Consider the following 20,430-nt stretch of genomic DNA (forward strand, 5'->3'; position numbering starts at 1 on the left):
CCGGACATGGCCTAGGGTCGGTGGCCATGCACGACCGCGACCCCTCGAGCGCCCCACGTCGGGTCGCCTACGTCCTCCCCGTCTACAACGAGGAGGAGAACATCGCGGTGTTCCACGCCGCGCTGGTGGAGGCGACGGCCGCCCGTCCCGACCTCGACTTCGAGTTCGTGTACGTCGACGACGGCAGCCGCGACGCGTCGCTGGAGCGCCTCGTGGAGCTGCGCGCGAAGGACTCGCGGGTCACGGTCGTCCAGTTCTCCCGCAACTTCGGCCACCAGTTGGCCGTGACCGCCGGGCTCGACCTCGTCGCGGAGAGCGGCGACGCGGACGCGGTGATCGTGATGGACACCGACCTGCAGGACCCCCCGCGCGTCAGCCTGGAGATGATCGAGCGCTGGGAGGAGGGCGTCGAGGTCGTCTACGCCCAGCGTCGTACCCGCAAGGACACGCCCTTCAAGCGGGCGACCGCCTGGGGCTTCTACTGGGTGCTCGACCGGCTCGCGTCGATCCAGATCCCGCGCAATGTCGGCGACTTCCGGCTCATGGACGCCCGCGTGGTCGCCGAGATCTCGCGCTACCGCGAGCACGACCGCTTCCTGCGCGGCATCGTCGCCCACGTCGGCTTCCGCCAGGAGGCGCTCCTCTTCGACCGCGACGAGCGCTTCGCGGGCGAGACCGGCTACCCGCTGAAGAAGATGCTCAGCTTCGCCGCGAGCGGCATCCTGGGCTTCTCGACCACGCCGCTGAAGCTCATCTCCCGCTTCGGCTACGCGATCTCGCTCTTCAGCGTGCTGCTGGCCTGCTACGTGCTGTTCATCCGGGTCTTCAGGCCGGAGGAGTCCGTGCCGGGCTGGGCGTTCCTCGGCGTCGGCATGTTCATGCTCAGCGGCATCCAGCTGGTGATGATGGGCGTGATCGGCAGCTATCTCGGCCGTGTGTACGTCGAGGCCCAGGACCGCCCGCTCTACACGTTGGCGATGGTCGCGCGCGACCGCGGCGCCGACCCGGAGTCCGGGACCGGCCGGAGCGGGCCGCGCCGCCACCGCGACATGGGCGCCCTCGACCCGGGGGCCGAGTCCTGAGCGACCCGGGCAGCCACCGCGGCGCGGCGATCCGGTTCGCTGCCGTCGGCGTCTGCAACACGGCGATCGACGCGGTGCTGTTCGTGCTGCTCCACGACCACCTGGGCATCACCCTGGCGAACTTCGTCTCGAGCAGCGCGGGCATGGTCTTCAGCTTCGTCGTGAACGGCCTGTTCACCTTCCGGGCCGAGAGGCTCACGCTGCGGCACGCGGCCCTCTTCGTCGCCTCGACGGGCCTGGTCATGTGGGTCGCCCAGCCGCTGCTGATCCACGGCTGGCTGTGGGTGCTGGAACAGGGACCGGACGTCGCCCTGGGCGGGATGTCCGCCGGCGACGTACGGATCTGGCTGGCGAAGCTCGCCTCGATCGCGTGCAGCCTCGTGCTCAACTTCCTGGCCTACCGCTACGTCGTGTGGCCCGTGGAGCACCGCGGCGAGGAGCACGCGCCACAGGCGTCGTCGGGCGAGGGTGTGTGACGCATCTCCGACCGCCCGAACTTGCACTCCCGCCGGTTTTGTTCTCACGTTCACAAACTCCTACAGTGATCGAGTCGCGCCCCTCCGGACTGCTGGGCGTGGCTGGAAAGTGGAGCTGTGACCGCACGGAGTTCGACGGATGCCAACCGGGTCATCCCGGAGGCCACGGTCGCCCGCCTGCCCGTCTACCTGCGGGCGCTGACGGCCCTGGCCGACCAGGGCATCCGCACCTGCTCGAGCGAGGACCTCGCGTCCGCCGCCGGCGTCAACAGCGCCAAGCTCCGCAAGGACCTGTCCTACCTCGGCAGCTACGGCACCCGCGGCGTCGGGTACGACGTCGACTACCTCCGCTACCAGATCGCCCGTGAGATCGGGGTGACCCAGGACTGGCCGGTCGTCATCGTCGGCATCGGCAACCTGGGCCACGCGCTCGCCAACTTCTCCGGCTTCCGCAGCCGCGGCTTCCGGGTCGTCGCGCTGCTCGACGCCGACCCGGCGCTGGTCGGCCAGACCGTCGCCGGCGTGCAGGTGCGACCCTTCGACGAGCTCGAGGAGACCGTCCGCACCAACGACGTCGCCATCGGCGTGATCGCCACCCCCGCCGTCGCGGCGCAGGACGTGGCGGACCGCATGGTCGCGACGGGCATCACGAGCATCCTCAACTTCGCGCCGGCCGTGCTGGCCGTCCCCGAGGGCGTCGACGTGCGCAAGGTCGACCTGTCGATCGAGCTGCAGATCCTCGCCTACCACGAGCAGCGCAAGGCGGGCGGCGCCGACCCGGCGACCGTCGTCGGCGCGGACGGAGGTGCTGCATGAGCGTGCTGGTCGTGGGGATCTCCCACAACTCCGCCCCGATGGCGCTGCTCGAGCGGGTCGCCCTCGACGAGGACGGCGTGCAGAAGCTCGTCGCCGACGCCGCCTCCTGCGAGCACGTCACCGAGGCGACCGTGATCGCGACGTGCAACCGGCTCGAGATCTACACCGAGGTCGAGCGCTTCCACGGCAGCATCGAGCAGATCTCCAAGCTGCTCGTCGACCGGGCCGGCGAGGGCGTCGAGGCGATGCTCCCGCACCTCTACGTCCACTACGACGACGGCGCGATCTCGCACCTCTTCCAGGTGGCGGCCGGCCTCGACTCCATGGCCGTCGGCGAGGGCCAGATCCTCGGCCAGACCCGGGAGGCGCTGCGCCGCGGCCAGGAGCTCGGCACGGTCGGCCCCGCCCTCAACCTGCTCTTCCAGCAGGCGCTGCGGGTCGGCAAGCGCACCCGCGCCGAGACGGAGATCGACCAGGTCGCCCCGACGCTGGTGAGCGCCGCGCTCGACGAGACCACCCGGGCCGTCGGCGACGTCGCCGGCACGTACGTCGTCGTGGTCGGCGCCGGCGCGATGGCCGGCCTCGCCACCGCCACCGTCAGCCGGCTCGGCGCCGGCCACCTGACCGTGGTCAACCGGTCGAGCGACCGCGGCGAGCGCCTCGCCGCGCAGTACGACGCCCACGCGGTCCCGCTCGAGCAGCTGGCCGCCGAGCTCGGCCGCGCCGACATCGTCATCTCCTGCACCGGCTCAGCCGGCGCGATCATCGACGCCCCGGCGCTCGCCGCCGCGCGGGCCGGAGTCGACCGCCCGATCGGGCTGATCGACCTGGCCCTGCCGCACGACATCGACCGCGGCGTGCGCGACCTGGCGGGCGTCTCGCTCGTGGGCCTCGCCGACCTCGCCGAGGTGCTGCAGGGCGGCGCCACCGGCCAGGAGGTGCTCGAGGTCCGGCGGATCCTCGGCGAGGAGGTCACCGCCTTCCTCGCGGCCCGCCGCCAGGCCAGCGTCACCCCGACCGTCGTCGCGCTCCGCTCGATGGCCACCAATGTCGTCGACGCGGAGATGAGCCGGCTCGAGAGCCGCCTGCCCGACCTCGACGACGTCACCCGCCGCGAGATCCAGCACACGGTGCGCCGGGTCGCCGACAAGCTCCTCCACGAGCCGACGGTGCGCGTCAAGGAGCTCGCCAACGAGCAGGGCGCCGTCTCCTACGCCGCCGCCCTCGCCGAGCTCTTCGCGCTCGACCCCGAGGCCGTCGACGCGGTCACCCGTCCCATCGGTGTCGAGGAGGCGGGCGCATGACCACTCCAGCGAAGCTGAGGATCGGCACCCGCCGCAGCGCCCTCGCCACGACCCAGTCCGGCCACGTCGCCGACGCCATCACCGAGCTGACCGGCGTCGAGACCGTGCTGGTCGAGATCACCACCGACGGCGACCGCAGCCAGGCCGCGGGCACCCCGCTCACAGGCGCGCCCTCGACCGGGGTCTTCGTCAGCGCGCTGCGCGACGCACTGCTGTCGGGCGAGGTCGACGTGGCCGTCCACTCGCTGAAGGACCTCCCCACCTACGCCGCCGACGGGATCACCCTGGCCGCCGTACCTCCCCGCGAGGACCCGCGCGACGTGATCGTCGCGCGCGACGGCCTCACCCTCGGCGAGCTGCCCGTCGGCAGCCGGCTCGGCACCGGGTCCCCGCGCCGGGTCGCGCAGGTCGAGGCGCTCGGCCTGGGCCTCGAGATCAGCGGGGTGCGCGGCAACGTCGACACCCGCATCGGCAAGGTCCGCTCCGGTGAGTACGACGCCGTCGTGCTCGCCCGCGCCGGCCTGGCCCGCCTCGGCCGGCTCGAGGAGGCGACCGAGGTGCTCGACCCGCTCCAGGTGCTGCCGGCCCCCGGCCAGGGCGCGCTGGCGGTGGAGTGCCGCAGCGACGACGCCGCCACGCTCGCCGTGCTCGCCCGGCTCGACGACGCCGGCACGCACGCCGCCGTCACCGCCGAGCGGGTCGTCATGGCCCGGCTCGAGGGTGGCTGCGCCGCCCCGATCGGCGCCCTCGCCGAGCTCGCCGAGGGCGAGGACGGCCCCGAGATCTGGCTGCGCGCGGTGGTCCTGTCCACCGACGGTGCCCTGTCCGTGCGCCGCTCCGCCTCCGCCGAGCTCGGTGCCGACCCGGCGGGCTGGCCTGCCGCGGCCGCCGCCCTGGGGGAGGCACTCGCCGCCGAGATGCTCGATGACGGCGCCGGGGACCTCGTCGGGCCACCCGCTCCCGGCGACCCCACCACTGAGACCCCAGTCCACCCATCCGCACGATCTGCAGAGGTGCACAACGCATGACGCGAGCCACGACAGCCAAGTCGGCTGCCCCGACTCCCGCCGCCCAGGTCAAGCCCGGCGGCGTCGCCTTCGTCGGCACCGGCCCCGGTGACCCCGACCTGCTGACAGTGCGCGCCGTCAGGCTCATCGAGGACGCCGACGTCGTCATCACCGAGGACCCCGGTCACGCCGACCTGGTCCGCGTGGTGCGCGCCCGCGCCGCGGTCGTCGGGGAGGAGACCACCGACGAGGTCGAGTTCGTCGACGGCGGGTTCGGCGAGGACGGCCAGCCCCTCACCCACGCCGCCCGCGCCAAGGTCGTCGTCAAGCAGGCCAAGCGCGGCCTGCGCGTCGTCCGCCTGCTCGGTGGCGACCCGTTCCTCTACGCCTCGGGCCCGGAGGAGGCGCAGGCCGTCGCCAAGGCCGGCATCGGCTTCGAGGTCGTCCCCGGCGTCTCGTCCGTCGGCGCCGTCCCGGCGTACGCCGGCATCCCGCTGACCACCAAGGACCACCGCGAGGTGGCCGTGGTGACCTGCGGCGACAAGGTCGACTGGTCCCGCTACGCCGACACCCCGACGCTCGTCCTGCTCTCCGCCGTCGGCCAGATCGCCGACATCGCCAAGCAGCTGATCGCGATCGGCCGCTCGCCGGAGACCCCGGTCGCGATGACCCGGGTCGGCACGACCACCGAGCAGCAGACGGTCACCTCGACCCTCGAGCGGATCGCCGCCGACGCCCGCGCCGCCCGGATCGCCCCGCCGGCGATCACGGTCATCGGCTCGGTCGTCGACCTGCGCGAGAAGCTGTCGTGGTTCGAGACCAAGCCGCTCTTCGGCTGGCGGGTGCTGGTGCCGCGCACCAAGGAGCAGTCCGCCTCGCTGTCCAACCGCCTGCGCGAGTTCGGTGGTGTGCCGGAGGAGGTCCCGACGATCTCGGTCGAGCCGCCGCGCAACCCGCAGCAGATGGACAAGGCCGTCCGCGGCCTGGTCGAGGGTCGCTACGAGTGGATCGCGTTCACCTCGGTCAACGCGGTCAAGGCCGTGCGCGAGAAGTTCGAGGAGTACGGCCTCGACGCCCGCGCCTTCTCGGGCCTCAAGATCGCCGCGGTCGGCGACAAGACCGCCCAGGCGATCGCCGCCTGGGGCCTGCGCGCCGACCTGGTGCCGTCGGGCGAGCAGTCCGCCGCCGGCCTGCTCGAGGACTGGCCCGAGTACGACGAGCAGCTCGACCCGATCAACCGGGTCTTCCTGCCGCGCGCCGACATCGCGACCGAGAACCTCGTCGCCGGCCTGATCGACCTCGGCTGGGAGTGCGACGACGTCACCGCCTACCGCACCGTCCGGGCCGCCCCGCCGCCGGCGCCGACCCGCGACGCGATCAAGACGGGCAAGTTCGACGCGGTCGTCTTCACCTCGTCCTCGACCGTGCGCAACCTGGTCGGCATCGCCGGCAAGCCGCACCCGTCGACGGTCATCGCGGTGATCGGCCCCGCCACGGCCAAGACCGCCGAGGAGCACGGCCTGCGCGTCGACGTGATGGCGCCGCAGCCCGACGTCGACCTGCTCGTCGAGGCGCTCGCCGGCTTCGGTGCCGACCGCCGCGCCGCGATGCTGGAGGCCGGTGACCCGGTCACCAAGCCGAGCGACCGCAAGCCGTCGGCCCGCCGCAAGAAGGCCTGAGGACTCCCTGTCCGACTCGTGCGCCTGAGACCCTCGACATCCGGGGTCTCAGGCACACGACTCGTTTTCGGCGCCTCCGTGCAACCTGACCTCCGGCTCACCGCGTTGAGCAGGACATGGAGCGAGTGATCGATGCGTGAACGGGACGAGGCCGAGTTCGTCGCCTTCGCGCAGGGCGCCCGGGAGCGGTTGCGGCGTACGGCCTTCCTGCTGTGCGGCGACTGGGACCGGGCCTCGGACCACGTCCAGGAGGGCCTGATCCGGGTCTACGCGGCGTGGCCGCGTCTCGAGCGGGCCGGGCGCGAGTACGCCTACGCCCGCAAGGCCGTGGTCAGCGCCGTGCTCGACCACGCCCGGCGGCGTTCGAGCACCGAGCTGGTCATCGAGCCGGACCCCGAGCGTCCCGCCGACGGCGACTTCGTCGACACCCTGACCGCCCGGGCCGCGCTGATGGAGGCCCTGGCGGGCCTGCCGCCGCGCCAGCGGGCGTGCGTGGTGCTGCGCTACTTCGAGGACCTCAGCGTCGCCGACACGGCGACCGCCCTCGGGTGCAGCCAGGGCAACGTCAAGAGCCAGACCGCCCGTGCGCTCGATCGCCTCCGCTCCGTGTTCGAGGACTCGCCGCTCGGCGAGCTGACCCTGGGAGCGACGTCATGGTGAACGAACTGCGGGACCTCATGCAGCAGCTGGTCGCGTCCCCGCCGGAGGGCGACAGCGACCTGGGCGCGGTGCTGGCCGGTGGCCGGAGCCGGGTACGCCGCCGGCGCCGTGGCCTGGCCACGGTGGTCGCGGCAGCGGCGACGGTCGCGGCCGTCGCGGGCACCGCGCTGGTGGCCGGTGGGGGCGACGACGCTGACGACCAGGTCGCCAACCGCACCGTGCCCCGCCCGGACGGGCCCGTGCTGCACCTCGGCGACGCCACGCCGGCGGCCGAGGGCACGGACTACGACGTGCTGGCGTCGTACACGAACGAGGACCTGGACGCCGCCAACGGGCAGTACTACGACGGTGTCACCGACGACGGGCTGATCCTGTTCCGCGACGGCCCGCACGGCGTCGACAACAGCTTCCGCCTCGCGCTCCTGGACCCGGCGACGGGCGACAAGGACTGGCTGCCCGCCCACGACCTCGGGAGCCAGCCGCAGCCGGTCGCCCTCGGCCGCGACCGGCTGGTGCTCGTCACCTGGGTGACCGACCAGGGTGAGGGCATGCGGGCGGTGGCCTTCGACCGCGGCACCCGCCGCTGGTCGGACCTGACCTGGCCGGACCTCCCGGAGAGCGCCAACGCGTGGTCGGCGAAGCTCGGCCCCGACGGCCGGCTGTACGTGGGCGTGCCGGCGACCGTGGGCTCCCCGCCGCCGGGCGGCTGGCCCACGGGCAAGGACGGCGAGGCCGACGACTCGGCGGCGGAGGGCGACACCTACGACCTCTGGTCGGTGTCGCTGGACGACACGGCCGACGTGCGCGACGAGCGCCTGCGCGTCGGGAGCTTCGCCTTCGCCGACGACTCGCTGGTCTGGACCGCGCGGACCAATGGCACCAACGACCGGATCCACGTGCGCGACCTCGCGACCGGCGAGGAGCAGGACTTCGACCCCCGCTCGGGCGAGCGGTGCAACGTCCTGTCCTTCGGCGTCGTCGACGACAAGGTCGTGCTGAGCGAGTACTGCGGCGACTACGACGACGGCCGCGACGACCGGGTGCAGGTGCTCACGACCGCCGGCGAGCCGGTGACGACGATCCAGGGCAACGGCCTCGACGGCTATGTCACGGGCGGGCTCGTCAAGGTGACGGCGTACGCCGGGCGCACGGCCGGGAGCTACGTCTACGAGCCCGACAGCGGCCGGTTCGTCCGCGTCAGCGACGGCGTGTCGTCGTACGCCCTGGGAGGCGGTCCGCTGCCCGACGGCTACCTGATGTGGGAAACCCCCGTCGGGAAGGCCAGCGACCCGCAGGAGCCGATCCCCGGCGCCACCCAGTGGCTGGTCCGCTGGCGCTCCTGACCCGCTCCTAGACTCGGAGCCATGAGCGACATCCAGCGTCCCGTGGTCCGCCCCCGCCGCCTGCGCACCACGGCGGCGATGCGGGACCTGGTCGCCCGGACCTCCCTGCGGCCCGAGCAGCTGATCCTGCCGGTGTTCGTCCGCGAGGGCGCGAGCGAGCCGACGCCGATCAGCTCGATGCCCGGCGTCGTCCAGCACACCCGCGACACGCTGCGCAAGGCGGCCGTCGAGGCCGCCGAGGTGGGCCTGAAGGGGATCATGCTGTTCGGGATCCCGGAGACCAAGGACGCCGACGGCTCGGGCGCCACCGACCCCGACGGCATCCTCAACGTCGCCCTCGCCGACGTCGCCGCCGAGGTCGGCGACGCGCTCGTCGTGATGGGCGACCTGTGCCTCGACGAGTTCACCGACCACGGCCATTGCGGCGTGCTGGCGCCGGACGGCCGCGTCGACAACGACGCCACCCTCGCCCGGTACGCCGACATGGCGGTCGTGCAGGCCGAGGCCGGCGCCGCGCTGGTCGGCCCCAGCGGCATGATGGACGGGCAGGTGCGGGTCATCCGAGAGGCGCTCGACGCCGCGGGCCACACCGACACCGGCATCCTCGCCTACTCGGCGAAGTACGCCTCCGCCTTCTTCGGGCCCTTCCGCGAGGCCGTCGACAGCTCGCTGGAGGGCGACCGGCGCACCTACCAGCAGGACGGCCGTCGCGACGGCCGCGAGGGCGTGCGCGAGGCCCTGCTCGACATCGAGGAGGGGGCCGACATCGTCATGGTGAAGCCGGCCCTGGCCTACCTCGACGTGCTGCGCCAGGTGGCCGACGCCGCCGGCGAGCTCGGCGTCCCGGTGGCGGCGTACAACATCTCGGGGGAGTACGCCATGGTCGAGGCCGCCGCCGCGAACGGCTGGATCGACCGCGAGCCGGCCATCCTCGAGACGCTCACCTCGATCCGCCGGGCCGGGGCGGACATGATCCTGACCTACTGGGCCACCGAGGCCGCCCGCCTGTTGCGCTGACGAAGTGTGACTGTTTCTCCGCCGAAGTGGCGGAGTTTCTCCTTCGAGGTGTGTGGGTTTCTCCTGGTCAGAACCGCCTCGACGAGCAGTCGCCGCACCTGGCCGGAGAAACACTCACACTTCGAAGGAGAAGACCACACACTTCGCGGGACATGACAAGAGCCCCGGCCTGGGGGGTGTGGCCGGGGCTCTTGCGGGTCGTGCGTGGGTGCTACTTGCCGAGGCCGTAGCTCAGCAGGCAGTTGAGCAGCTGGACCGTCTGCGTCAGCTTCGGGTAGGTGCTCTGGCAGGCGCTCTGCGCCTCGGCCTTGGTCAGCGGGCCGAGGAGGCCGCTGATCAGGTTGGAGGTCACGGTGCCGACGCCCTTGTCGACGGTCTCGACCGTCTCCTTGACCGCGTCCGTGCCGCCCTTGATCGGGTCGCTGCCGCCGCCGGTGCCGCCGTCACCACCACCGGTGCCGCCGTCGCCGCCGCCCGTGCCGCCGTCGCCACCGCCGGTGCTGCCACCGTCGGAGCCGCCGGTCGAGCCGCCGGTGCTGCCACCGGTCGAGCCGCCGCCCGTGGTCGTGCCGCCGTGGTTGCGGCCCTTCGTGCCCTTGGGGCCGCCGACGTTGAAGCTCGGCGGCTCGGGGACGACATAGCCCGCGGCGGTCGAGTTGTTCGGCACCGAGGTGAAGTCGCCCTCGAGGTAGGCGTTCATGATCTTGAGGACCAGGTCGACGTAGGCGTCGCTGTGGTTGTAGCGGTAGACCGCCGCGCGCTGGCCGGCCACCGTGGAGAGGTCGCCGTCGCCGGAGCAGAGGTAGACCGCCGCGGCGAGCGCAGCGTCGTCGATGTCCTGCGGGTTGCGGGAGGCGTCGTCGTCAGCGTCCACGCCCACGACCTGCCAGGTCGACGGGATGAACTGCATCGGGCCGACCGCGCGGTCCCACTGGGTGTCGTTGTCGTAGACGCCGGCGTCGGTGTCGGAGACCGCCTTCGTCTTGTTCTTGCCGTTGAGCGGGATGCCGTAGATGCCCGGGGTCGCCACACCGTCGTCGTTGAGGACGTTGCCGCCGAAGCGACCGTGGTTGGACTCGACGCGGCCGATCGCGGCGATCAGCTGCCAGGTGATCTTGCAGCTCTTGTCGGCGGAGTTGATGACCGTCTCGGCGCGCTGGTACGCCGCCAGCGCGGCAGCCGGGATCGCGTTGGTCGACGCCGCGTTGACGATGCCCGCCGCGTTGCCGCCGTTGAGGCCCTCCACCTCGGCGGGGTCGGACAGGCTCGCCGGGTCGTCGATCGACTCCTCGGGCACGCTCGTGCCGTCGGTGACCTGACCCGGATTCTCCGCCGCGACGACCGGAGCCGCCACGCCGCCGATGCCGGCGACGGACGCCGTCCAGGCAGCCGACAGCAGCGCGAGCGGAATGATGGTGGCGACGCGTTGCAGCCGCCCCAGACGCTTCCTCGACATGTCCCGTCTCTCTCCCCTGGCCATCACTGGCCGTCTCGCGTGGGCCGCTCCCTCTAAGCCCCCACCTGTGCGCCGGCCGCGTGCGTCCGACCCACGAGGCGTGGACCGGCGTACGGCACGGCTCCTGGTCAACGAATCGTGACACACCGAAGTTATGGGTGTCACATGATCCGGACCACAATGCGGTCCCCGTGGTATGTGCACGCGGCACAAAGACGCCGGATGTGACACCACTCCCTCCCGGGAGCCCGGCCGCTCAGGTGGCTCTCAGGAAGGGACCGCGATGAGGGGCGCCGCGGGGGGATCGGTGACAATGCTGGAGTGCCCGACCTCGTGACCACCGGCCCGACCACCGGCTCCGACGACCTCTTCGCCCGGGCCCGCGCCGTGACCCCCGGTGGGGTGAACTCCCCGGTCCGGGCGTTCAACGCCGTCGGCGGCACCCCGCGGTTCATCCGCTCGGCCTCCGGCCCGTGGCTCACCGACGTCGACGGCAACACCTATGTCGACCTGGTCTGCTCGTGGGGGCCGATGCTGCTCGGCCACGGCCACCCCGCCGTGGTGGAGGCGGTCCAGGCGGCGCTGTCGCGCGGTACGTCGTACGGCACGCCCACGGAGGGGGAGGTGGCCCTCGTCGAGGCGATCGTCGCCCGCACCCCCGTCGAGCGCCTGCGCCTGGTGTCGTCGGGCACCGAGGCGACCATGTCGGCGATCCGGCTGGCGCGCGGCTTCACCGGGCGCGACGTCATCGTGAAGTTCGCCGGCTGCTACCACGGCCACGTCGACTCGCTGCTCGCCGCGGCCGGGTCCGGGCTGACCACCTTCTCCATCCCGGGGACGCCGGGCGTGCCGGCCAGCTCCACCGAGCTGACCCTGGTGCTGCCGTACAACGACCGCGAGGCGGTCGCCGCCGCGTTCGCCGAGCACGGCGACCGGATCGCCTGCCTGATCACCGAGGCCGCGCCCGGCAACATGGGCGTGGTCCCGCCGGCACCCGGCTTCAACCAGTTCCTCGCCGAGACCTGCCGCGCCCACGGTGCGCTGTTCATCAGCGACGAGGTGATGACCGGCTTCCGCGTCTCGAAGGCGGGCCAGTGGGGCACCGACGGTGCCGTCGAGGGCTGGGTCCCCGACCTGATGACCTTCGGCAAGGTGATGGGCGGCGGCCTGCCCGCCGCGGCCTTCGGCGGCCGCGCGGACGTGATGGGCCACCTCGCCCCCGAGGGCCCCGTCTACCAGGCCGGCACACTCTCGGGGAACCCGGTCGCGACCGCAGCCGGCCTCGCCACGCTCGATGCCGCGACCGACGAGGTCTACGCCCGGCTCGACGTGGTCGCCGACGCGCTGCGGGCCGGGGCCGCCGAGGCGTTCACCGCCGCGGGCGTCCCGCACGTCATCCAGTCGACCGGCTCGATGTTCTCCGTCTTCCTCACCGAGGACCCGGTCACCGACTACGCCGAGGCGCAGCGGACCGACGTGCCGGCGTACGCCGCCTTCTTCCACGCGATGCTCGACCACGGCGTGCACCTGCCGCCGTCCGCCTTCGAGGCGTGGTTCGTGTCGTCGTCCCACGACGACCGCGCGGTCCAGCAGGTCCTCGACGCCCTTCCGGTGGCCGCCCGCGCCGCCGCCGAGACCTTCGGAGCGAGCAAGTGACCGGCATCCCCGACACGATCGTCCACCTCGTCCGCCACGGCGAGGTCCACAACCCGCAGGGCATCCTCTACGGACGCCGTGACGGCTTCCACCTGTCGGTGCGCGGGCGGGCCATGGCCGACCGCGTGGGCGAGGCGCTCAAGGGCAACGACATCACCCTGATCCGGTCCTCGCCGCTCGAGCGCGCGCAGGAGACCGCGGCCCCGCTCGCGTCGGCGCTCGGCCTGGAGGTCGGCCTCGAGCCGCGGGTCATCGAGTCGCAGAACCGGTTCGAGGGCCTCACCTTCGGCAAGGGCAACAACGCGCTGCGCAACCCGCTGCTGTGGCGCCACCTCTACAACCCGTTCAAGCCGTCGTGGGGCGAGCCCTACCGGGCGATCGTCGAGCGGATGATGACGGCCGTCCACGACGCCCGCCGCGACGCCGCCGGCCACGAGGCGGTGCTGGTCTCCCACCAGCTGCCGATCTGGACGACCCGCCTCGCCGCGGAGAAGCGGTCCTTCCTGCACGACCCGCGCAAGCGGCAGTGCACCCTGTGCTCGATCACCTCCTTCGGGTTCGCGGGCGACGAGCTCGTCGAGATCTCCTACGCTGAGCCGGCGATCGACCTGATCCCGACCGGCGACATCGCCGCGCCGTTCTCGGCCGGTGACGCCCCCGAGGAGAACAAGCCGGAGGGGACACCGCCCGCATGATCCGTCGCGCCCTGGCCGGCCTGGCCGTGCTCGTCCTGACGTCCGGCTGCTCGGGCGTCAAGGGCACCGACGACCTCGAGTACGTCGGCGGCGACGGCAAGGTCGTCGAGGTCGCGAAGGACAAGCGCGAGGACCCGGTCGAGATCAGCGGGGAGACCGTGCAGGGCGAGCCGCTCGACATCAGCGACCTGCGCGGCAAGGCGGTCGTGCTCAACGTGTGGTGGTCCGGCTGCGGGCCGTGCCGCTCCGAGATGCCGATGCTGGTCGACGCCGAGGAGGAGCTGGGCAAGGACGAGGTGGCCTTCGTCGGCATCAACATCCGCGACCTGGCCCCCGAGAACGCCGCCGCCTTCGAGGACGACCGCGGCGTCGACTACCCCTCGCTCTACGACCCGGGCAGCGAGACCCTGGGCTCGCTCGGCAAGTACGAGACCCGGTCCGTGCCGGCGACGTACGTCCTCGACACCGAGGGCCGGGTCGCCGCGCTGATGAACGGTCCGGTGCCCTCGAAGAGCACCCTGGTGACCCTTGTCCGGGACGTCCTCGCGGAGAAGGGCTGAGGGTGGCGGGCTGATGGGTGAATGGTTCCAGGAGCAGGCCGCCGCCGGGTCGCTCGGCCTGGCCGTGCCGGTCGCCGCGATCGCCGGGCTGGTCTCCTTCTTCTCCCCGTGCGTGCTGCCGCTGCTGCCGGGCTACCTCTCCTACGCGACCGGGCTGTCCGGCGCGGACCTCGCCGCCGGTGAGGCCGGGAAGCGGCGCGGCCGGATGCTGCTCGGGTCGATCCTGTTCGTGCTCGGCTTCGCCGTCGTCTTCGTCTTCTACGGCACGGCCTTCGGCTCCATCGGCCAGCCGCTGCGCCGGTGGCAGGACGAGCTGCAGCTCGGCCTCGGCGTCGTCCTGATCGTGCTGGGCCTGGTCTTCGCGGGAGTCCTCTCGATCTTCCAGCGCGACCTGCGCATCCACAAGGTGCCCGCGGTCGGGCTCGGCGCCGCGCCCCTCATCGGCGCCCTCTTCGCGATCGGCTGGACGCCCTGCGTGGGTCCGACCTTCGGCGTGATCCTCAACCTCACCTTCGCCGACGGCGCCACCGCGGCCCGCGGTGGCCTGCTGGCGCTCTGCTACGCGCTGGGCCTCGGGCTGCCCTTCATCATCGTGGCCGTCGCCTACAACCGGCTGTCGAACGCGCTCGGCTGGGTACGCCGCCACCAGGTCGCCTTCATGCGCGTCGGTGGCGCCTTCCTCGTGGTCATCGGCGTCCTGATGGTCACCGGCTGGTGGGACCACGTCGTGCAGTGGGCCCAGCTGCAGACCGTGGACTTCGGGGAGACCATCCTGTGAGCACCGAGCCTGCGGGCACCGGCCGGAAGGCCGGCGAGCTCACCGCGCGCGAGCTGCTGCGCTGGGTGTGGCGCCAGGTCACCTCCATGCGCACCGCGCTGATGCTGCTCCTGCTGCTCGCGCTGGCCGCCATCCCCGGCTCGGTGATCCCGCAGGCCGACGTCGACTCCCTGGCGGTGACCCGCTGGAAGAGCGAGCACCCCAAGCTCACGCCCCTCTACGAGAAGCTCGACCTGTTCTCGGTCTACTCCTCGCCGTGGTTCTCGGCCGTCTACCTGCTGCTCGTCATCTCGCTCGTGGGCTGCATCGTTCCCCGGCTGTTCGTCTACTACCGCGCCCTGCGGGCCCAGCCCCCGGCGGCTCCCCGCCACCTCGGTCGCATGCCCGTGCAGGCGGCGTACACGACGGAGCGGAGCGCCGAGGAGGTGCTGGAGCAGGCGCGGACGGTGCTCGGCCGCCGGCACCGACTGCGGCCGGTCGCCGACGGCGACGACTTCGTCGCCGCCGAGCGCGGTTACCTCCGCGAGGCCGGCAACCTGCTCTTCCACCTGTCGGTGCTCGTGGTGCTGGCGGGCTTCGCGGTCGGTGGCCTGTGGGGCTACCAGGGCGGCGTGATCCTCGTCGAGGGCAGCACGTTCAGCAACAACCTCACGCAGTACGACGACTTCAAGCCCGGCGGCCTGTTCCGCCAGCAGCAGATGCAGGACTTCCGGTTCACGGTCGAGGACTTCGACGTGGACTGGCTGACCAAGGGGCCGCGGGCGGGACAGGCCCGCAAGTTCGAGGCGCACCTCAGCTACCACACCACGAAGGACGCCCCGGAGAAGGAGTACGACCTCCGGGTCAACCACCCGCTGGAGATCGACGGCACCGACGTGTTCCTGATCGGGCACGGCTACGCGCCCGTCGTGACCGTGCGCGACGGCGACGGCAAGGTCACCTACACCGGCCCGACGCCCTTCCTCCCGCAGGACGCGAGCTTCCTGTCCTTCGGCGTGATCAAGCCGCCCGTGGTCGACCCGCAGATCGGCCTGGAGGGCCTGTTCTACCCGTCCTTCGACATGCGCGACGGCAACCCGGTCACCGTCTTCGGCGACGACCTCAACCCGACCCTGTCGATGCTCGCCTACACCGGCGACCTCGGCTACGAGTCGGGCCGTTCGCAGTCGGTCTACGTGCTCGACAAGACCAACGCCAAGCCGATCCAGAAGGACGGCAAGCCGGTCCGTGTCGACCTGCAGGTCGGCGACACCTTCACGCTGCCCGACAACCTCGGCACGGTCACCTTCGACCGGGTCGACCCGTGGATCCGCGTGCAGATCAGCCAGACGCCCGGCAAGGGTGTCGCGCTGATCGGCATGATCATGGCCCTGATCGGCCTCTGCGCATCGCTCTTCATCCGGCCGCGCCGGGTGTGGGTGCGGGCGGTGCCCGGCACAATGACCGACGACGGCGCGACCCGGGTCGAGGTCGCCGTACTCGACAGGTCCGGCAACGGTGAGATGGACGAGGTCCTCGCCACCCTGCTCGGCCAGCTCAAGGAGAAGCAATGACCGACCTCAACTGGGAGAACCTCAGCAACCAGGCCGTCGCGGTGGCGGGCGTCCTCTACTTCATCGCGCTGCTGGTGCACCTCGCCGAGTGGGCCTCGCTGCGCCAGCCGGCCGCCGACCGCGAGCTGGTGGGCTCCGGCGGCGTCGACCTAGCCAAGGACTCCGCTCCGGTGGAGGAGCCGGAGCGGACCGCCTTCCTGGGCCGGCTCGGCTTCCTGCTGACCTGCTTCGCGTGCGTGGTGCACTTCGTGTCCCTCGTCGGCCGCGGCATGGCCGCGGACCCGAACCGGGTGCCGTGGGGCAACATGTACGAGTTCACCCTGACCGGCACGTTCGTCGTGACGCTGCTGTACGTCGCCCTCTACCGCCGCTTCGGCCTCGGCTGGATGGGCCCGCTCGTCGTCGGCTTCGTCGTCACCACGCTGATGGTCGCGGTGATCTGGCTGCACGACGAGGTCGCGCCGCTCACCGAGGCGCTGAACTCCCCGTGGCTGGTCATCCACGTGATCTCCGCCGTCATCGCGACCGGCGCGTTCACCCTCGGCGGCATCGCCTCGGTCATGTACCTCGTCCGGATGCGTGCCGAGCGCCGGGCCGAGGCGTCCGGCCGCCAGCTGCGCGGCTGGATCGCCCGGGTGCCGCAGCTCGACGCGCTCGACCGGCTCGCCTACCGGGTCCACGCCTTCGCGTTCCCGGTGTGGACCTTCGCGGTCCTCATCACCGGACCGATCTGGGCCCACGAGGCGTGGTCGCGCTACTGGAACTGGGACCCCAAGGAGGTCTGGGCGTTCATCACGTGGGTCGTCTACGCCGGCTACCTGCACGCCCGGGCGACCGCCGGCTGGAAGGGTCGCCGCGCCGCGATGCTCGCGCTCGTCGGCGTCGCCACCCTGTGGTTCAACTTCATCGGGATCAACTACTTCTCGACCGCGAGCCAGCACTCGTACGCCGTCGAGCGCCCGGCGTTCATCGACCAACGCTGACGACCGACCGCCCGTCGTACCGGACCCAGTGGCTGCCGGAGGCCCGCACCCACGACCACTGGGTCCGGTACGACGGCAGTCGGGCCTCAGCCGTCGGGCTGGTCCGGTGGGTTCTTGTGCTGCCGGCGCTCCTGCTGACGGCGCTGCCAGTCCAGGTCGCGCAGGAACGACTCGTCGTCGTCGGGCGCGACCGGCCGGGTCGGCGGCTTCGGCCGGGAGGGCCGCCGCGGCATCTGCTCGCCCCCGAGCCCGCGGTCCTGCATCCAGCGGACCGCGAGGTAGGTGACCGCCGCGAAGATCACGACGACGAGCAGCAGCTTCACTCCACCAGAGTAGAGCGGGGCTGGTGATCCCGCGCCCGGTCCCCGGGTCTCGATCCGGCAACGCTGCGACTTACCCTTGGACGGTGAAGGAGTTCTGGATCTACACCGCCCTGCGCGCCGGTCTGTTCGTCGGCGCGTTCTGCATCGTGTTCGGGGTGTGGTTCCTCGTCGCCGACTCGGTCAACCTGCTGTGGGTCTTCGTGATCGCGTTCCTGGTGAGTGGCGCGGCGTCCTACGTCCTCCTCGAGCGGCAGCGCGCTGCGTTCGCCGTGAAGGTCGAGGGCCGCGCAGGCCGGATCACCGAGAAGTACGAGGAGATGCGCGCCAAGGAGGACGAGGACTGATCGTCCTCACCCCTGCGCGAGTTGCCACTCTGACGGGTCGAGTTGCCGATTTGGCCGGTTGAGTTGCCCCTCGGGTCGCGCGCCGCGCACCAAGGTGGCAAGTCGACGGGCCGAGGTGGCAAGTCGACGGGCCAAGGTGGCAAGTCGACGGACCAAGGTGGCAAGTCGACGGACCAAGGTGGCAAGTCGACGGACCAAGGTGGCAAGTCGACGGGCCAAGGTGGCAAGTCGACGGGCCAAGGTGGCAAGTCGACGGGCCAAGGTGGCAAGTCGACGGGCCAAGGTGGCAAGTCGACGGGCCAAGGTGGCAAGTCGACGGGCCAAGGTGGCAAGTCGACTCGAAGTGGCAGGTCAGGCGAGCACGAGGCCGAGTCCGGCCAGGACCGCCCAGCCGAGCTCGGCGATGCCGGTCTGCTGCAGGACGGGGATGAGCGCCGGGCCGCCGGCGCCACCGAGCACGATCCGCGCGGCCCTCGTGGCGGGCAGCAGGAAGCCCAGGCCGAGCAGCGCCCACCATGACGTCAGCGCGGCGAGCACGACCACGGCCGCGGCGGAGACGCTGACCAGGACCGCGTAGAACCCCCGGGTACGACGATCGCCGAGCCGCACGGCCAGGGTGATCTTGCCCGAGACGGTGTCGGTGGGGATGTCGCGCAGGTTGTTGGCCACGAGGATGGCGCACGCCAGGGCACCGACGCCGGTGCCGGCGGCGACCGACGCCCAGCCGATCTCCCCCCAGCGCTCGGTCTGCACCCAGGTGGTGCCGACGACGGCGACGAGGCCGAAGAAGATGAAGACCATCACCTCGCCGAGGCCGAGGTAGCCGTAGGGCTTCGAGCCGCCGGTGTAGAACCAGGCGGCGAGCACGCTGACCGCGCCGACGGCGAGCAGCCACCACGCGGTCGTGGCGGCGAGGGCGATGCCGGCGACGGCGGCGACCCCGAAGGAGAGGAAGGCCGCCCGCTTCACCGCGGCCGGGGTGGCGAGGCCGGAGCCGACCAGGCGCAGCGGGCCGACTCGCTCGTCGTCGGTGCCGCGGATGCCGTCGGAGTAGTCGTTGGCGTAGTTGACGCCGACCTGGAGGGCGAGGCTGACCACGAGGGCGAGCAGTGCCTTCCACCAGACCGCGCTGTCGTCGTACACGGCGACGGCGGTGCCGACGAGGACCGGGGCGACGGCCGCGGGGAGGGTGCGGAGTCGGGCGCCGGCAATCCAGTGCTTCGCGGTGGCCATAGCCGTCGATCTAACCTCATCCCGCCGAGCTGCGACGAGTTGGGCGGGTCCAGATGGGTGTGATGCAGGCGCCCGGCGCGACGGCAGTCTGGCCGACTGTCGAGCGTCGGCAACGCAGCCAGCGCGCCCCTGTGGGGCCGCCCGGCCGTCGCAGGGCGGCGCGATGAGGTCAGGCAGGCTCGGGGGCCGGCACTCCCATCCGGGTCAGGTGTCGTTCGGCGGCCCGGGCGGCGGGGTGGATCAGCACGGCGGCGAGGAGCACGATCGCGGCGATCACCAGCCAGCCCTGGGCACCCCAGTGCATGGCCAGGAAGGTGTAGAGGGCGGGCGCCCAGACCGTGCCGAGGGTGTAGCCGAGCTGGGAGACGCCCTGGTACTCGCCGCGGCGGGCGGGGTCGGAGAGCTCGGCCTGCAGGCCCCACTCGCCGGCCGACTGGAAGAGCTCGGCGCCGGTGACCGTGACGTGGCCGACCCAGACCAGCACGATCGTCACCCAGCCGACGGTGTCGTGGGTGACCAGCACGATGCCGCAGGAGAGCACGAAGAAGAAGGCGCCGCGGCGCTGGGCGCGCAGCGAGTCGGCGACCGTGGTGATGCCGCGGGCCGCCGCCACCTGCAGCAGCACGGCCATCACGGTGTTGGTGCCGAACAGCCAGGCCAGCAGCACGCGCGGGGCGTCGGTCTCCTCGACCAGCCACAGCGGGATCACCACGTTGAGGAGCACCTGGTGGGTGCCGAGGACGCCGCCGAGGACGGCCATGGCGACGTAGCCGCGGTTGCGCAGGGCGCTGCGCTTGTCGCCCTTCCCGCCGTCCAGCACCGTCTCGAGGGCGGCCTCGAGTGGTGCCTCCTCGGTGTGGTGGATGACGGACGGCATCCGGGAGACGAGGACGGCGTTGAGGACGAGGAGGGCGGCGGTGGCGACCGGGACGGCGCGGATCATGGCGTCGTCGTTGGTCGCGAGCGCGACGCCGGCGAGCAGCGCGCCGAGGGTGTAGCCGACATTGCGGGCCGCGCGGAAGTAGGCGTTGGAGGAGACCCGCTCCTCCCGCGGGAAGATGTCGAAGCGGTAGGCGTTGCGGGCGGACCGGCTCGTCGTCACGACCAGCTCGAGGACGACGAGCATCGCGACGAAGGTGGCGAAGCCGCCGACGGCGAGCCAGGCGAGGTAGAGCAGCGCCTCGACGAGCGAGGCGAGCGCCCAGACCCGCTTGGCGCCGAACCGGTCGCTGAGCTTGCCGAGCGGCACCGCGAGCAGGAAGGTGACGGCTCCGGCGATCGAGAGGCCGAGGCCGACCCGGGCCGCGGAGAGCCCGACGATCTGGGTGAAGAAGACCGCGCTGCCGGTGAGGAAGACGCCGTCGCCGAACGCCGAGAGCACCGACTGCGCGGACAGCCGCCGGACCAGGGGAGTGGGGCCGGCCAGGCGGGCGATGCGGTCCGAGATATATCTTGACATCAAGAC

The 20,430-nt window shown here is 72.1% G+C and carries 20 protein-coding genes; 16 read left to right on the plus strand and 4 right to left on the minus strand.

All coding sequences use genetic code 11. From position 1 onward, the window contains the following. Positions 1–26 precede the first annotated feature (26 nt). The 9 genes from AC2YHB_RS00585 to hemB all read left to right on the plus strand — a co-directional run bounded on the left by AC2YHB_RS00585 (position 27) and on the right by hemB (position 9,384). Positions 27–1,082 carry a glycosyltransferase family 2 protein gene (locus AC2YHB_RS00585; RefSeq protein ID WP_179649128.1) on the plus strand — a complete coding sequence of 352 codons (1,056 nt, stop codon included), beginning with the start codon at positions 27–29 and terminating at the stop codon, positions 1,080–1,082. A 29-nt stretch (positions 1,083–1,111) separates the two neighbouring features. Further along, entirely contained in the window at positions 1,112–1,558 is a 447-nt protein-coding gene (locus AC2YHB_RS00590) for a GtrA family protein (protein ID WP_308645708.1), read from the plus strand. 117 nt (positions 1,559–1,675) lie between these two features. After that, positions 1,676–2,374, plus strand: a complete 699-nt coding sequence (locus tag AC2YHB_RS00595) for a redox-sensing transcriptional repressor Rex (RefSeq protein ID WP_036550135.1) — start codon at positions 1,676–1,678, stop codon at positions 2,372–2,374. Further along, the gene (locus AC2YHB_RS00600; RefSeq protein WP_487353287.1) at positions 2,371–3,678 is read left to right on the plus strand and encodes a glutamyl-tRNA reductase; all 1,308 of its coding nucleotides are present in this window, start codon (positions 2,371–2,373) and stop codon (positions 3,676–3,678) included. Before AC2YHB_RS00595 ends, AC2YHB_RS00600 begins: the two co-directional genes overlap by 4 nt. Further along, positions 3,675–4,706, plus strand: a complete 1,032-nt coding sequence (gene hemC, locus AC2YHB_RS00605; RefSeq protein ID WP_036550140.1) for a hydroxymethylbilane synthase — start codon at positions 3,675–3,677, stop codon at positions 4,704–4,706. The genes AC2YHB_RS00600 and hemC overlap by 4 nt, the downstream gene beginning before the upstream one ends. Further along, complete coding sequence (locus AC2YHB_RS00610; RefSeq protein ID WP_179649134.1) at positions 4,703–6,364, plus strand: bifunctional uroporphyrinogen-III C-methyltransferase/uroporphyrinogen-III synthase; 1,662 nt, start codon at positions 4,703–4,705, stop codon at positions 6,362–6,364. The genes hemC and AC2YHB_RS00610 overlap by 4 nt, the downstream gene beginning before the upstream one ends. A gap of 132 nt (positions 6,365–6,496) precedes the next feature. Further along, complete coding sequence (locus tag AC2YHB_RS00615) at positions 6,497–7,024, plus strand: SigE family RNA polymerase sigma factor (protein WP_179649136.1); 528 nt, start codon at positions 6,497–6,499, stop codon at positions 7,022–7,024. Continuing rightward, positions 7,018–8,367 (plus strand): hypothetical protein, encoded by a 1,350-nt coding sequence (locus AC2YHB_RS00620; RefSeq protein WP_179649138.1) that lies wholly within the window; start codon positions 7,018–7,020, stop codon positions 8,365–8,367. The genes AC2YHB_RS00615 and AC2YHB_RS00620 overlap by 7 nt, the downstream gene beginning before the upstream one ends. A 21-nt stretch (positions 8,368–8,388) precedes the next feature. Further along, complete coding sequence (gene hemB / locus AC2YHB_RS00625; RefSeq protein WP_179649140.1) at positions 8,389–9,384, plus strand: porphobilinogen synthase; 996 nt, start codon at positions 8,389–8,391, stop codon at positions 9,382–9,384. 211 nt (positions 9,385–9,595) lie between these two features. On the opposite strand, the gene AC2YHB_RS00630 is transcribed toward hemB, so the two are convergent. Next, the gene (locus tag AC2YHB_RS00630; protein WP_051932852.1) at positions 9,596–10,840 is read right to left on the minus strand and encodes a lytic murein transglycosylase; all 1,245 of its coding nucleotides are present in this window, start codon (positions 10,838–10,840) and stop codon (positions 9,596–9,598) included. Between the two features lie 321 nt (positions 10,841–11,161). On the opposite strand from AC2YHB_RS00630, the gene hemL reads away from it, so the two are divergent. Genes hemL through ccsB form a run of 6 tightly spaced genes read left to right on the plus strand, consistent with a single transcriptional unit; the run spans position 11,162 to position 17,065 of the window. Next, positions 11,162–12,496 carry a glutamate-1-semialdehyde 2,1-aminomutase gene (hemL, locus tag AC2YHB_RS00635; protein WP_242530480.1) on the plus strand — a complete coding sequence of 445 codons (1,335 nt, stop codon included), beginning with the start codon at positions 11,162–11,164 and terminating at the stop codon, positions 12,494–12,496. Continuing rightward, complete coding sequence (locus AC2YHB_RS00640; protein WP_179649142.1) at positions 12,493–13,191, plus strand: histidine phosphatase family protein; 699 nt, start codon at positions 12,493–12,495, stop codon at positions 13,189–13,191. The genes hemL and AC2YHB_RS00640 overlap by 4 nt, the downstream gene beginning before the upstream one ends. Next, positions 13,188–13,751: a TlpA disulfide reductase family protein gene (locus AC2YHB_RS00645; protein ID WP_179649144.1), complete on the plus strand. Its 564-nt coding sequence runs from the start codon at positions 13,188–13,190 to the stop codon at positions 13,749–13,751. Before AC2YHB_RS00640 ends, AC2YHB_RS00645 begins: the two co-directional genes overlap by 4 nt. Positions 13,752–13,764: 13 nt before the next feature. Further along, entirely contained in the window at positions 13,765–14,529 is a 765-nt protein-coding gene (locus AC2YHB_RS00650) for a cytochrome c biogenesis CcdA family protein (protein WP_036550156.1), read from the plus strand. Further along, positions 14,526–16,082 (plus strand): cytochrome c biogenesis protein ResB, encoded by a 1,557-nt coding sequence (gene resB / locus AC2YHB_RS00655; RefSeq protein ID WP_308645562.1) that lies wholly within the window; start codon positions 14,526–14,528, stop codon positions 16,080–16,082. The genes AC2YHB_RS00650 and resB overlap by 4 nt, the downstream gene beginning before the upstream one ends. Next, entirely contained in the window at positions 16,079–17,065 is a 987-nt protein-coding gene (gene ccsB / locus AC2YHB_RS00660) for a c-type cytochrome biogenesis protein CcsB (RefSeq protein WP_179649146.1), read from the plus strand. The genes resB and ccsB overlap by 4 nt, the downstream gene beginning before the upstream one ends. Positions 17,066–17,151: 86 nt before the next feature. Here ccsB and AC2YHB_RS00665 read toward each other — a convergent pair whose 3' ends face one another. Beyond that, positions 17,152–17,388, minus strand: coding sequence for a hypothetical protein (locus tag AC2YHB_RS00665; RefSeq protein WP_036550166.1), 237 nt, complete (start codon positions 17,386–17,388; stop codon positions 17,152–17,154). Positions 17,389–17,471: 83 nt separating this feature from the next. Here AC2YHB_RS00665 and AC2YHB_RS00670 point away from each other — a divergent pair, with 83 nt between their 5' ends. Further along, entirely contained in the window at positions 17,472–17,732 is a 261-nt protein-coding gene (locus AC2YHB_RS00670) for a DUF4229 domain-containing protein (protein ID WP_036550169.1), read from the plus strand. A 351-nt stretch (positions 17,733–18,083) separates the two neighbouring features. On the opposite strand, the gene AC2YHB_RS00675 is transcribed toward AC2YHB_RS00670, so the two are convergent. Both AC2YHB_RS00675 and AC2YHB_RS00680 read right to left on the minus strand, forming a co-directional pair. After that, positions 18,084–18,965, minus strand: a complete 882-nt coding sequence (locus tag AC2YHB_RS00675; RefSeq protein ID WP_179649147.1) for a 1,4-dihydroxy-2-naphthoate polyprenyltransferase — start codon at positions 18,963–18,965, stop codon at positions 18,084–18,086. A 169-nt stretch (positions 18,966–19,134) separates the two neighbouring features. Continuing rightward, positions 19,135–20,424, minus strand: a complete 1,290-nt coding sequence (locus tag AC2YHB_RS00680) for an MFS transporter (RefSeq protein ID WP_179649148.1) — start codon at positions 20,422–20,424, stop codon at positions 19,135–19,137. Positions 20,425–20,430: the final 6 nt, after the last annotated feature.

The organism is Nocardioides sp. SRI_004, assembly GCF_057586415.1.

Excerpts from the sequence above, each read along its gene's own strand:
- hemC (WP_036550140.1), top strand. The coding sequence starts at position 3,675 with ATGACCACTCCAGCGAAGCTGAGGATCGGCACCCGCCGCAGCGCCCTC.
- ccsB (WP_179649146.1), top strand. The coding sequence starts at position 16,079 with ATGACCGACCTCAACTGGGAGAACCTCAGCAACCAGGCCGTCGCGGTG.
- AC2YHB_RS00585 (WP_179649128.1), top strand. The coding sequence starts at position 27 with ATGCACGACCGCGACCCCTCGAGCGCCCCACGTCGGGTCGCCTACGTC.
- AC2YHB_RS00620 (WP_179649138.1), top strand. The coding sequence starts at position 7,018 with ATGGTGAACGAACTGCGGGACCTCATGCAGCAGCTGGTCGCGTCCCCG.
- AC2YHB_RS00650 (WP_036550156.1), top strand. The coding sequence starts at position 13,765 with ATGGGTGAATGGTTCCAGGAGCAGGCCGCCGCCGGGTCGCTCGGCCTG.
- AC2YHB_RS00600 (WP_487353287.1), top strand. The coding sequence starts at position 2,371 with ATGAGCGTGCTGGTCGTGGGGATCTCCCACAACTCCGCCCCGATGGCG.
- AC2YHB_RS00675 (WP_179649147.1), bottom strand. The coding sequence starts at position 18,965 with ATGGCCACCGCGAAGCACTGGATTGCCGGCGCCCGACTCCGCACCCTC.
- AC2YHB_RS00610 (WP_179649134.1), top strand. The coding sequence starts at position 4,703 with ATGACGCGAGCCACGACAGCCAAGTCGGCTGCCCCGACTCCCGCCGCC.
- AC2YHB_RS00615 (WP_179649136.1), top strand. The coding sequence starts at position 6,497 with ATGCGTGAACGGGACGAGGCCGAGTTCGTCGCCTTCGCGCAGGGCGCC.
- AC2YHB_RS00630 (WP_051932852.1), bottom strand. The coding sequence starts at position 10,840 with ATGTCGAGGAAGCGTCTGGGGCGGCTGCAACGCGTCGCCACCATCATT.
- AC2YHB_RS00680 (WP_179649148.1), bottom strand. The coding sequence starts at position 20,424 with ATGTCAAGATATATCTCGGACCGCATCGCCCGCCTGGCCGGCCCCACT.
- AC2YHB_RS00645 (WP_179649144.1), top strand. The coding sequence starts at position 13,188 with ATGATCCGTCGCGCCCTGGCCGGCCTGGCCGTGCTCGTCCTGACGTCC.
- hemB (WP_179649140.1), top strand. The coding sequence starts at position 8,389 with ATGAGCGACATCCAGCGTCCCGTGGTCCGCCCCCGCCGCCTGCGCACC.